We start from the raw sequence: 12246 nt of genomic DNA on the forward strand, positions 1-12246 counted from the left end.
GCGCGCGCCGCGTGACATTCAGCATGAAATGTTCCAGGTGCATGGATGTGTCTCCGGCGGTTTTCTCGCTCTTCGCGCGGACGCACCCGGTTCCTCTCCGCGCTTTTCGGTAAACTGGCAGTATCTTTTCAATCGTTCCGTCATCTGTCGCACGTTCCCGGTGCGGTTGGCGCTGCACAAATTCGATGTCCACCCGATCCGCCAGTCCCGCAAAGCCGCCGAAAGCGGCGAAAACCCACGAAATCCGTCCGAATCAGTCGATCGAGCTGCTGAAGGAGCTGCACATCCTCACGCGCGACGGCACGATGAATCAGGACAGCCGGCGCAAGCTGAAGCAGGTCTATCACCTGTTCCAGTTCATCGAGCCGCTGCTGAAAGACCTGAAGGACACGCAGGGCAGCCTCACGCTCGTCGACCACGGCGCGGGGAAGTCCTATCTGGGTTTTATCCTGTATGACCTGTTTTTCAAGGAGCAGCACGACGCGTCGCATATCTACGGCATCGAGACGCGTGAGGACCTCGTCACGAAGTCGGAAGAACTGGCGGCGCGGCTGGGTTTCGGCGGGATGTCGTTCGTGAATCTGTCGGTGGCGGAATCGATTACGTCGGAGCGTCTGCCGGCGACGATCGACATCGTCACCGCGCTGCACGCGTGTAACACCGCCACCGACGACGCGATCCGCTTCGCGCTGGAGAAAAAGGCGAAGTACATCGTCGTGGTGCCGTGCTGCCAGGCGGAAGTGGCGGGCGTGCTGCGCAGCAACAAGAGCCGCTCGCTCGGCCACGCGCTGACGGAAATCTGGCGCCATCCGCTGCATACGCGCGAGTTCGGCAGCCAGATCACGAACGTGCTCCGCTGCCTGCAACTCGAAGCGCACGGCTATCAGGTGAGCGTGACGGAACTCGTCGGCTGGGAGCATTCGATGAAGAACGAACTCATCATCGCCCAGTACAAGGATCTGCCGCGCCGCCGGCCGGCGGAACGGCTCAACGAGGTGATGGAGACGCTCGGTCTCGTCGAACTGCGTGAGCGGTTCTTTGCGCCAGAAGTCGTGTGATTCGCGCGGCGGTTATTTCGGGCAGGTGCGTCGAACGCCTGCCTTCAGGTGATGCGCGCCTGTGTGACGTCCAGCGTCAGTCTTTAGCCGGCTCGCTCATCCATTTCCGCCAGCCATCCAGGCCAAGCCGCTGCATCGTTTCCTGATTGCGTTCGTAGATATCGGCTGCGTCGGGGAACGCATCGACCGCACGTTCGATACTCGCTTCGCGCAACAGATGCAGGACCGGATACGGCGCGCGGTTGGTGTAGTTCTCGATGTCGTCTGGCCCGGTGCCGTCGAACTGATACCGCGGATGAAAACTCGCGATCTGCAATTCGCCTTCAAGACGCATCTGCTCTAGCATCCGGTCGGCGAAAAACAGGCAGTCGTTGTACTCGAGGAAATCGGCCAGCGCGTCCGGAATGATCAGGAGCGTCGTGTCGATATCGGCCGGATCGGCGTCGGCGAGCGTCTGCAGTTCGGTTTCGAGATCGGCCAGCACGCCTTCCATGTTCGTCGCTTCGCTGATCGCGTAGCGGATCTGGTCTTTCACATGCACGCTCTTCGCGAACGGACACAGGTTCAGTCCGATGACCGCGCGCGTCAGCCAGTGACGGGTGGCGGAAAGGATCGATTCGCGGGTTTCGGCGGACAGCGGCATGACGGAAGGGCGACGTGGAAAGCCGTATTTTAACGGCCTTGCCGGCAACGGTCGTACAGGCGTTGCAGCGCTGGATCGTTTTCCCGTTGCTCGACGCGCGAGCGGCGGCCGCCGCCGTGCCTTCAGCCCGGCGCGCGCCCGCAGGCTGCTGCGATCAGCTGCGCCGCGACGCGCGGCGCGGCGCGCACGGGCCCGCAGCCCGGACCATACGTCTGGCTTGCTGCGTAGACGCCTTCGATCAGGAGGCCGAGTGCGTCGGCGAGCGCCTCGGGATCGTCCGCGCCCGCTTCGGTTGCAAGCGCAAGGATTCGCGCCATCAGCCGCGCCTTGTTGTCGATGACGAACTGGCGCGCGGGGTGCGTCACGTCGGGAAACTCGACGGCGATATTCACGAACGGACAGCCCCGATAATCCTTCACCGAAGCGCGCACGGCCAGATCGTCGAAGTACTGTTGCAGCTGCCTTGCGGGCTCACCCGGATACTTCGCGAAGCTCTTCTCGACGTAGCTGAAAAACTGCCCGTCCTTGCGTTCGAGGTAGGCCAGCACGAGATCGTCCTTGGACGAGAACTGCCGGTACAGGCTCATCTTGTTGACGCCAGCGCGCTCCACGACCGTATCGACACCCACCGCCCGCACGCCGTCGCGATAGAACAGCTCGTCCGCCGCGCGCAGCAGATGCGCCTGCGCGTCGGGACCCGCCGTCTGCGTGCGTGCGCGGCGATGCGCGGTGCGTTTTTCAGTTTCGCTCTGTGCCATGGACGTTCCACCTCCGGTTACCGACGCTTGACATGTTACCGACCAGTCACTAACATCGCAACACACATTGTGACTGATCTGTCACAAGTCCTTTACTGTATCGGTAACAATTCGCGCGAGCGGCGAAAAAACGGACGCCGCGCGCCGGCTGGAGAGACGATGAACTGGGCTGCGAGACTGATTGGCGGACGCTTCCACTATGGATGGCTGACCGTGGCGGTGGTGTTTCTGGTGCTGCTGGCCGCGGCGGGCACGCGCGCCACGCCGAGCGTGATGATGGTGCCGCTCGAGCATCAGTTCGGCTGGAGCCGCGCGACGGTCTCCCTCGCGATCTCCGTGAACATCGCGCTGTACGGCTTGATGGGGCCGTTTGCGGCAGCGGCGATGCAACGGTTCGGCGTACGTCCCACGCTCCTTATCGCGCTCGCGACGATGGCGGGCGGTGTCGCGCTTTCGTCGCTGATGACGCATCCGTGGCAGATGGTGCTGATCTGGGGTGTGATGGTCGGCGGCTCGACGGGGGTGGCGGCGTTGTCGCTGTCGGCGACGGTGGTGACGCGCTGGTTCACCACGCATCGCGGTCTCGTGATGGGCATCCTGACTGCGAGTTCGGCTACAGGTCAGCTCGTGTTCCTGCCGCTGCTCGCGGCGATCGCGGAGCATCACGGCTGGCAACCGGTTGTGCTGGTGGTGGCGGGCGCCGCCGCGATCGTCCTGCCGCTGGTTGCGTTCCTGTTGCCGGAGCGACCCGCCGACATGGCGTTGCGCCCCTATGGCGAGCCGGCCGACGCGCCTGTCGCGTCGAACCTCACGAAGCAGAATCCACTGGCGATCGCCTTCGGCACACTGTCGATGGCAAGCAAAACGCGCGACTTCTGGCTGCTCTTCTTCAGCTTCTTTATCTGCGGTGCGAGTACCAATGGCTACGTCGGCACCCATCTGATCGCGATGTGCGGCGACTACGGCATGACCGAAGTGCAGGGCGCGTCGCTGCTGGCTGCCATGGGCATCTTCGATCTGTTCGGCACGACGTTGTCCGGATGGCTGTCGGATCGTTTCAACAGCCGCGTGCTGCTGTTCTGGTACTACGGGTTGCGCGGGCTGTCGCTGATTTACCTGCCGCACGCGTTCGGAATCGACTTCTTCGGGTTGCCGCTCTTTGCCGTGTTCTATGGTCTCGACTGGATTGCCACCGTGCCACCGACCGTGCGTCTTGCCACCGACGTCTACGGCAAGGAATCGGCGCCGGTCGTGTTCGGCTGGGTGGTCGCCGGTCACCAGCTCGGCGCGGCGTTCGCGGCGCTTGGCGCCGGCATGTTGCGCGCAAGCCTTGGCACCTATACGGTGGCGTCGATGATCTCGGGCGGATTGTGTCTCGTTGCCGCTGTGATCGTGCTGCGGATCAACCGCGGCGGGCGGCCAGTCGCCGCGCAGGCGGTGTGATACCGGCGGCCGGTTGCGCGGGTTTTGTTCCTTCGGCGGCACAGCGAGCGTGGATTGAGCGCTTCGCCCGCGCGACAGCGGACATGGCACAAAGGAAACCGGAGCGATGATCGTATCGCTCCGGTTTTTTTCCGGATGCGATGATCGCGCTTATGCGCGGGCGCAAGCAGCGCGCGGCGTAAAGGCCGGTTATGCTATGTGACCCCGGGCGTCCGCCCGTCGACTGGATTTCGATCGAGAGAAGCGCATGATGACAAAACCCGCTCCAACGACTGTCCCCATCCACGAACTTCTTGCTGGCCGCTGGAGCCCGCGCGCGTATTCGAGCGAACCGGTGAGCCGCGAGCAGTTGCATTCGGTGCTCGAAGCGGCGCGCTGGGCGCCTTCGTCGTATAACGGGCAGCCGTGGCGTTTCGTCGTGTTCGACCGCACCACCGACGAAGTCGCGTTCAAGCGCGCCTTCGCGACGCTGGTGCCGTTCAACCAGGGGTGGAACGGGCCGGCACCGGTGCTGATCGCGGTCACGACACAGACGTTGACGAGCAAGGGCGAAATCAACCGCTGCGCACCGTACGATGCGGGCGCGGCAGCGATGGCGCTCGTCCTGCAGGCGCACGCGCTCGGTCTCGCCGCGCACCAGATGAGCGGCTTCGATGTCCCCGCGTTTCGTAGCGCGTTTGCGATTCCCGCCGACGTCGAAGTCATCGCGATGATTTCGCTCGGCCATTACGGCGATGTCGACAAACTCGATCCGGTGCTGCGCGAGCGCGAGAAGTCGGTGCGCCAGCGTCAGCCGCTGGGCGAGATCGCCTATGGCGGCGCGTGGAAGAAGGCGTTCTGATACTGGTATTTTGCCTTCACTCCCAGCTTTGCCATTGAAAAACGCGCGACCTCGATCGCGCGTTTTTCGTTTTCGGAAGAGTTCTTGTAGTCGTTGGCCTTAATGGTCCGCGTCGAGCGCGGAAAGCGGCGACGCGACGCTTTCCAGCGATTTTCTTTCCGCGTCGACGCCCCAGATCGCCGCGATCACCGCGGCGGCAATCATCAGCACCGCACCGACGAGATATCCCGTGAACACCTGCGCGCGCTCGTGCGTATCGATCAGGCGCCCGAAAAACGCGGGCCCGGCGATGCCGCCGAGAGCCGTGCCGAACGCATAGAACACGGCAATCGCGAGCGCGCGGATTTCGAGCGGAAACGATTCGCTGACGGTCAGATATGCCGAACTCGCCGCCGCCGATGCAAAGAAGAAGATCACCATCCAGGCGATTGTCTGCGTGGTCACATCGAGCAACTGCTGCTCGAAGAGATAGCCGCTCACCGCGAGCAGCACGCCCGAAATGGCATACGTCGATGCAATCATCCTGCGGCGGCCGATCACGTCGAAGAGCCGGCCAAGCAGCAACGGACCAAGAAAGTTGCCGAGCGCGAACGGCAACAGATACCAGCCGATGCGATCGCCCGGCACCCCGTAGAAGTCGGTCAGCACGAGCGCGTAGGTGAAGAATATCGCGTTGTAGCAGAACGCCTGCGCGGTCATCAGCGACATGCCCACCAGCGCGCGCCGCCGGTGCAATGCGAAGAGGGTGTGAAACACCTCGCGCAGCGTCGTGCGTTCGCGCGAGCGGAGGCGCAAAGTCTGAAGACCGCCCTGCGCGAGCATATGGCCTTCGCGGCGAAAGCGGGTTTCAATGCCTTCGACGATCGTCCGCGCTTCGTCGTGCTCGCCGTGTGTCATGAGCCAGCGCGGACTCTCGGGAATCCACGCGCGCATCGGCAGGATCACGAGCGCGAGCGCGGCGCCGATGAAAAAGCAGGCGCGCCAGCCCCAGTCGGCCGGCAGCAGGCTGTTGTCGAGCAAAACCAGCGAGCCCGTCGCGCCGAGCGCGGCGCCGATCCAGAACGTGCCGTTGATGCCGAGATCGGTCCAGCCGCGCACGCGAGCTGGAGTGAACTCCTGAATCGTCGAATTGATCGCGGTGTATTCGCCGCCAATGCCCGCGCCCGTCAGAAACCGGAACACAATGAAGCTCGCCAGATTCCACGAAAGCGCGGTTGCCGCGGTGGCGGCCAGATAGAGAGCGAGCGTGATGAAAAAGAGCTTCCGGCGTCCGAGCCGGTCGGTGAGCCAGCCGAACCCGAGCGCGCCGAGCACGGCGCCGGCGATATACGCGCTGCCGGTCAGACCGACGTCGGCGTTGGAAAAATGCAGCGCCGGGCTGGATTTCAGTGCGCTCGCCACGGCGCCGGCCAGTGTCACTTCGAGCCCGTCCAGCAGCCAGGTGACGCCGAGCGCGAAGACGATCAGCGTGTGGAAGCGGCCCCACGGCAGCCGGTCGAGCCGCGACGGCAGATCGGTTTCGATAACCGGTGGCCGCCCGGCGTGGGTTCCGGGCGCGCCGGATTCGTCGCCGGGCGACGTCGGGCTGGCCGGCGAGGCGGGCCGCTCGTGGGTCGAGGCGGAGGACGGCTCGGTCATCCCTCAAGATCTCCCGAAAATTGACGACATAACCTGCTTGACCAGGTTCACCTGGGACACTGCGGCAGCAAATTCCATTCCGTGCGAAGTCGCGCGGCCCCGGTTGATACTGCGAGCGCTTCGTGTTACAAAGCCCGTCCATTTCCGTCTTTCCGTGCGCGCCAACCGTGAGCGATTCCTGCCATGACCTACTGCGCGATTGACTTCGGCACCTCGAATTCGGCTGTTGCGCTGCCTGACGGCGCGACGTCGCGCCTGGCGCCGGTCGAGGGCGACTACACGACGCTGCCGACCGCTGTCTTCTTCAACACCGACGAGAACACCCGCGAATTCGGCCGCGCGGCGCTCGAAGCCTACATCGACGGCTTCGACGGCCGGCTGATGCGCTCGATGAAGAGCATTCTCGGCTCCGCGCTCGCCGATACGACCACGGACCTCGGCGACGGCTCCGCGATCCGCTATACCGACGTGATCGGCATTTTCCTCGACCACCTGAAACGCAAGGCCGAAAAGGTCGCGGGCGCGTCGATCGACCGCGCCGTGCTGGGCCGCCCGGTGTTTTTCGTCGACGACGATCCGCGCGCCGACCAGCTCGCCCAGCAGCAGCTGGAAGCGGCGGCGCGCTCGGTGGGCCTGCGCGACGTCCATTTCCAGTATGAGCCGATCGCGGCGGCTTTCGACTACGAATCGCATCTGACCGGGGAAGGGCTGGTGCTGGTTGCCGACATCGGCGGCGGCACGTCGGACTTTTCGCTGGTACGGGTGGGGCCGGACCGGATGCACCGTATCGAGCGCAAGGACGACGTGCTCGCGCATCATGGCGTTCACGTCGCTGGCACCGATTTCGACCGGCGCGTCGAACTCGCGACGATCCTGCGCGAGCTCGGCTACCAGTCGCTCGATCCAGAAGGGCGCGAACTGCCGAACCGCGTCTACTTCGATCTCGCGACGTGGCACCTGATCAACACCGTCTATTCGCCGAAGCGGGTGAGCGAGCTTGGACTGATGCGGCACCTTTATACGGAGACGCGCCAGCACGACCGGTTGATGCGCGTCGTCGAGCGCCGTCTGGGCCACGCGCTGGCCGCGCACGCGGAAGAAGCGAAGATCGGCGTGGCAGCGGGCGGCGAAACGGTGATCGATCTGGACGAGGTGGAAGACGATCTGCGTCTCGCCTTCGACGAAGCGCAACTCGTACAGGCGGGCAACGACGACATGCAGCGCATCGTTCAGGCCGCGCGCGACACCGTGCAGGCCGCGGGCGTTGCGACGCGCGACGTGACGGCCGTGTATTTCACGGGCGGCTCGACGGGCCTCGCGTTTCTGTCGAATGCATTGGCGGCGGCTTTTCCTGGCGCGCAAGCCGTATTCGGCGACCGGCTCGCCAGTGTGGCGACCGGTCTCGGGATTCATGCGCGGCGCATCTTTGGATAATCGGCGCTACGTTATTAAAATCGCTCACGCATGAAATTGCGGACATAAAAAAACCCCGCCGAAGCGGGGTTTTTTGCATCCAGAAGGAAGCGCGTTGCTTACACCGGCTTGATGTTAGCAGCTTGCTTGCCCTTCGGGCCCGTCTTGACTTCAAACGTGACCTTTTGGTTTTCTTGCAGCGACTTGAAGCCTTCTGCACGGATTTCCGAGAAATGCGCGAACAGATCTTCGCCGCCGCCGTCCGGCGTGATGAAGCCAAAGCCCTTTGCGTCATTGAACCACTTGACGGTACCGGTTTCCATATTACTTGTTCCTAAAGATGGTGAATAAGGCCGAAGCCCGGGTGTGCATGAAAATCAAGGAAGGGGCAATGGGACCAACCGGAGTACCGTTGATGGGCGAACTACGAAAGACCTTCACTCGCCGCTTGAAATCCTGCCCGAACGTTATACGGCGATTTCTTACGAAGGTCAACCCAATTCCCCTATTCTTTACAGGTTTTTTCGGAATGGTCTGCTTGTTGCTGTCCAGATAATCCTGCTTGCATTGGCGTTTGCCGGGGCCAGAACATTTGACACTGCGCTGACCGGGTGCAACCGGTAAACTACGCGCCCGCGTAGAGGTTGCACTTTCTGTCGACCAACCGGGCTGCGCGCGTGATGAAGCGTATATGTTCAGCTGTCAGGCTACCTGCACAGCGCTTCACACGCTTTCGATATAGGAGAAGACGTGAAAAGTTCTATTCAGAGGAGCATCGGGCCAGTCGCGCTGCTGCTGACCGGCCTCGGATCCATCATTGGATCGGGCTGGTTGTTCGGCGCGTGGAAGGCGGCAAAAATTGCAGGCCCGGCGGCAATATGTGCATGGGTAATTGGCGCCGTCGTGATTCTGGCCATCGCGCTCACCTATGCGGAGCTGGGTGCGATGTTCCCCGAATCGGGCGGGATGGTGCGTTACGCGCGTTATTCGCACGGCGCGCTGGTCGGCTTTATCAGCGCGTGGGCAAACTGGATCGCGATCGTCTCGGTGATTCCGATCGAAGCCGAAGCATCGATCCAGTACATGAGCACCTGGCCATACGACTGGGCGCACGCGTTGTTCGTGAACGGCTCTCTGACGACACCAGGTTTATTGCTGTCGGCGGCGCTGGTGATCGTGTATTTCCTGCTGAACTACTGGGGCGTGAAGCTTTTCGCGCAGGCGAATTCGGCGATCACCGTCTTCAAGTTCATCATTCCTGGCGCGACGATCCTCGGCTTGATGCTGACCGGCTTCCACAAGGAAAACTTCGGCGACGCCGGTTCGTTCGCGCCGTACGGCTGGTCGTCGGTCCTGACCGCGGTCGCGACCAGCGGCATCGTGTTCGCGTTCAACGGCTTTCAGAGCCCGATCAACCTTGCCGGCGAAGCGCGCAACCCGTCGAAGAGCGTGCCGTTCGCGGTGATCGGCTCGATCCTGCTCGCGCTCGTGATCTACGTGCTGCTGCAGGTCGCGTACATCGGCGCGGTGAATCCGTCCGACGTGATGAAGGGCTGGAGCCACTTCAATTTTGCGTCGCCGTTCGCTGAGCTGGCGCTCGCGCTGAACCTGAACTGGCTCGCGTTCCTGCTGTACGTCGACGCGTTCGTGAGCCCGAGCGGCACCGGCACCACCTATATGGCCACGACGACGCGCATGATCTACGCGATGGAGCGCAACAACACGATGCCGAAGATGTTCGGCAACGTGCATCCGTTCTACGGCGTGCCGCGTCAGGCGATGTGGTTCAACCTGCTGGTTTCGTTCATCTTCCTGTTCTTCTTTCGCGGCTGGAGTTCGCTCGCCGCGGTGATCTCGGTCGCCACGGTGATTTCGTATCTGACGGGCCCGATCAGCCTGATGTCGCTGCGCCGCTCGGCGACGGACCTCGAGCGTCCGCTGCATATTCCGGGGATGCGGGCAATCGCGCCGTTTGCGTTCGTGTGCGCATCGCTGGTCCTGTACTGGGCGAAGTGGCCACTGACGGGCGAAATCATTCTGCTGATGATCGTCGCGCTACCGGTCTATTTCTACTTCCAGGCGAAGTCGGGTTTCGGCGGTTGGGGACGTGACCTGAAAGCCGCATGGTGGCTGGTCGCCTATCTGCCTGTCATGGCGCTGCTTTCGCTGATCGGTAGCAAACAGTTTGGCGGTCGCGGCATCCTGCCGTACGGCTGGGATATGGTGGTAGTGATCGCGTTCGCGCTCGTGTTCTATTACTGGGGCGTGCACACTGGCTACCGCACCGGATACCTCGACGAGCGCGAATCGCACGACGAGATTCTGGAAGGCATCGGCGCATAACGCGGTTTCTTCAGGTCCCGGGGTCCCGAGGTCCGGCGCGCGATGTGCCGGACCGCGACGCAAAAAAGCCCACTGAGTCTGCTTCAGACGACAGTGGGCTTTTCTTTTCCCGCCGGCGAAACGGCGTCGGATCAGACGTTACCGAACACGTAGTTCGTCATCGCGAGCGAGCGCTGATACGTACCGAGCGACTGGATCGACAGCGTGAAGTCGTCGTCGGCGGCACCGAGCGCCGAGAAGACGGGCAGCAGGTGCTCGTCGGTCGGATGCATCAGCACGGCATGCGGCGCCTGCGCGCGATAGTCGAGCAACGCATCGATGTCGCGCGCAGCGAGTTTCGATTCGAACCAGTCGGTGAACCCGGCCACGCGCGGATCGGCATCTTCCGGGCGCGCCGAGAAATCGGCGGTGCGCAGATTGTGCGTGATCTGGCCGGAGCCGATCACCATCACGCCTTCATCCTTGAGCGCCCGCAGCGCGCGACCGACCCGGAAGTGGTGCGCCGGGTCCATGCGCGGCTGGATCGATAACTGCGCGACGGGCACGTCGGCTTGCGGAAAGAGCAGCAGCATCGGCACCCAGGCGCCGTGATCGAGCCCGTGCGGCTGCGTCGTCGTTGCGATGCCGTGTTCGCCGAGCAGGGCTGCCGCCTGACGGGCGACATCCGGTGCGCCGGGCGCCGGGTACTGAATCTCATACAACTGCCGCGGGAAGCCGTAAAAGTCGTGGATGGTTTCGGGCGCGTCCGATGTGCTCGCAACCGGCTGCGCCGTGCCCCAGTGAGCCGACAGCATCAGGACGGCCCGGGGACGCGGCAATTGAGCCGAAAGCGTCGCGAATTCGGCGGACGGAAGCGCCGGATCGATCGGCAGCGTAGGCGCGCCGTGCGACAGGTACAGCGTGGGTAAGCGGATCATGGCAGCGAAGCCGCGTGGTCAGCGGCCAGAAAGTTTCGTTACTACCACTATAGAGGTGCACTGCCGTTTGATAAACGGCACAAAACGGATTTGATTGTCTCGCGAATGTAGGTAATCGCGAGATTAAACGCGTTGATGATCACGTGGTCTCGATTCGCGCGGCGATTTCGCACCGGTGGAGCAAATCGCGCTGACGGCAGATTCAGTCGTGCGTTCCGCGCAGGCCCGGCCACGCGGGCGCGAGCGCTGGACCGAGCGCGAACAGATCGAGCACACGCGCGACGGTGTGGTCGATCATTTCGTCGATCGATGCCGGCTGGTTGTAAAACGCCGGTAGCGGCGGAAAAATCACGCCGCCCATTTCGGTCACGGCCGTCATGTTGCGCAGATGCGCAAGGTTGAACGGCGTTTCACGCACCAGCAGCACGAGCCGGCGGCGCTCCTTGAGCGTGACATCGGCGGCGCGGGTGATCAGGTTATCGGCGAAGCCGTGTGCGACGCTCGCGAGCGTTTTCATCGAGCAGGGCGCGATGATCATGCCGTCGGTGGCGAACGAACCCGACGCGATGCTCGCGCCGACGTCGCGCACCGAATGGACGACGTCCGCGAGCGGATGTACGTCGTCCTTGCCGAGCTGGAGTTCGTGCTGGACGTTGAGCCAGCCGGCGCTGGAAATCAGCAGATGGCTCTCGACGCCGCCCAGCCGGCGCAGCGTCTCGAGCAGCCGGATGCCGTAGACGGCACCGGTCGCGCCGGTGATGGCGACGATCAGCCGGCGCCTGGCGGGCGCGGGCGCAGCCTCAGTTTCCATGGCGTGCGCCACGCGAGCGGGATTACGCAGCCGCGAACAGTTGCTGCAGTTCGCCGGACTGGTACATCTCCATCATGATGTCCGAGCCGCCGACAAACTCACCGTTCACGTAAAGCTGCGGAATGGTCGGCCAGTTCGAGAATTCCTTGATGCCCTGACGGATGCCTTCGTCGTCGAGGACGTTGACCGTCTTGAATTCGCCGACATTGCACGCTTTCAGGATCTGGATGGCGCGGCCCGAAAAGCCGCACATCGGGAATTGCGCGTTGCCCTTCATGAAGAGCACGACGTTGTTTTCGTCGACGATTTGCTTGATGCGTTGTTGCGTATCCATGACTGACCTTGCGGTTTTCGGAAATTGCGGGATAGACCCAGATGATA

Annotated in this window: 12 protein-coding genes; 5 read left to right on the forward strand and 7 right to left on the reverse strand. The window is 63.0% G+C overall.

Features of this window, described 5'->3' with window-relative positions; translation table 11 throughout:
* Positions 1–185: 185 nt before the first annotated feature.
* A complete protein-coding gene (locus LPA34_RS17465; protein WP_228980392.1) occupies positions 186–1058 on the forward strand; it encodes a class I SAM-dependent methyltransferase in 873 nt (290 codons plus the stop codon).
* Between the two features lie 76 nt (positions 1059–1134).
* On the opposite strand, the gene LPA34_RS17470 is transcribed toward LPA34_RS17465, so the two are convergent.
* Both LPA34_RS17470 and LPA34_RS17475 read right to left on the reverse strand, forming a co-directional pair.
* The gene (locus LPA34_RS17470) at positions 1135–1701 is read right to left on the reverse strand and encodes a DUF1415 domain-containing protein (protein ID WP_228980394.1); all 567 of its coding nucleotides are present in this window, start codon (positions 1699–1701) and stop codon (positions 1135–1137) included.
* Between the two features lie 122 nt (positions 1702–1823).
* Positions 1824–2459 (reverse strand): TetR/AcrR family transcriptional regulator, encoded by a 636-nt coding sequence (locus LPA34_RS17475; RefSeq protein ID WP_228980396.1) that lies wholly within the window; start codon positions 2457–2459, stop codon positions 1824–1826.
* 159 nt (positions 2460–2618) lie between these two features.
* Between LPA34_RS17475 and LPA34_RS17480 the strand changes: the two genes are divergently transcribed.
* Both LPA34_RS17480 and LPA34_RS17485 read left to right on the forward strand, forming a co-directional pair.
* The gene (locus LPA34_RS17480) at positions 2619–3902 is read left to right on the forward strand and encodes an MFS transporter (protein WP_228980397.1); all 1284 of its coding nucleotides are present in this window, start codon (positions 2619–2621) and stop codon (positions 3900–3902) included.
* Between the two features lie 247 nt (positions 3903–4149).
* Positions 4150–4743, forward strand: a complete 594-nt coding sequence (locus tag LPA34_RS17485; RefSeq protein ID WP_228980398.1) for a nitroreductase family protein — start codon at positions 4150–4152, stop codon at positions 4741–4743.
* Between the two features lie 99 nt (positions 4744–4842).
* Here LPA34_RS17485 and LPA34_RS17490 read toward each other — a convergent pair whose 3' ends face one another.
* Positions 4843–6381 carry an MFS transporter gene (locus LPA34_RS17490; protein ID WP_228980400.1) on the reverse strand — a complete coding sequence of 513 codons (1539 nt, stop codon included), beginning with the start codon at positions 6379–6381 and terminating at the stop codon, positions 4843–4845.
* Between the two features lie 183 nt (positions 6382–6564).
* Between LPA34_RS17490 and LPA34_RS17495 the strand changes: the two genes are divergently transcribed.
* Complete coding sequence (locus LPA34_RS17495) at positions 6565–7815, forward strand: Hsp70 family protein (RefSeq protein ID WP_228980403.1); 1251 nt, start codon at positions 6565–6567, stop codon at positions 7813–7815.
* 98 nt (positions 7816–7913) lie between these two features.
* Here the strand turns inward: LPA34_RS17495 and LPA34_RS17500 are convergent, their stop codons facing one another.
* Positions 7914–8117, reverse strand: coding sequence for a cold-shock protein (locus LPA34_RS17500; protein ID WP_090537350.1), 204 nt, complete (start codon positions 8115–8117; stop codon positions 7914–7916).
* A 427-nt stretch (positions 8118–8544) separates the two neighbouring features.
* On the opposite strand from LPA34_RS17500, the gene LPA34_RS17505 reads away from it, so the two are divergent.
* A complete protein-coding gene (locus LPA34_RS17505; protein WP_228980405.1) occupies positions 8545–10137 on the forward strand; it encodes an APC family permease in 1593 nt (530 codons plus the stop codon).
* Positions 10138–10268: 131 nt separating this feature from the next.
* Here LPA34_RS17505 and LPA34_RS17510 read toward each other — a convergent pair whose 3' ends face one another.
* From LPA34_RS17510 to grxD, 3 genes are all read right to left on the reverse strand, one after another.
* Positions 10269–11054: a DODA-type extradiol aromatic ring-opening family dioxygenase gene (locus LPA34_RS17510; RefSeq protein ID WP_228980408.1), complete on the reverse strand. Its 786-nt coding sequence runs from the start codon at positions 11052–11054 to the stop codon at positions 10269–10271.
* 202 nt (positions 11055–11256) lie between these two features.
* Positions 11257–11865 carry a UbiX family flavin prenyltransferase gene (locus LPA34_RS17515; RefSeq protein ID WP_228980412.1) on the reverse strand — a complete coding sequence of 203 codons (609 nt, stop codon included), beginning with the start codon at positions 11863–11865 and terminating at the stop codon, positions 11257–11259.
* Positions 11866–11887: 22 nt separating this feature from the next.
* Positions 11888–12199, reverse strand: a complete 312-nt coding sequence (gene grxD, locus LPA34_RS17520) for a Grx4 family monothiol glutaredoxin (protein WP_228980415.1) — start codon at positions 12197–12199, stop codon at positions 11888–11890.
* Positions 12200–12246 lie beyond the last annotated feature (47 nt).

This window comes from Paraburkholderia gardini, from assembly GCF_907164575.1.
Taxonomy (GTDB): domain Bacteria; phylum Pseudomonadota; class Gammaproteobacteria; order Burkholderiales; family Burkholderiaceae; genus Paraburkholderia; species Paraburkholderia gardini.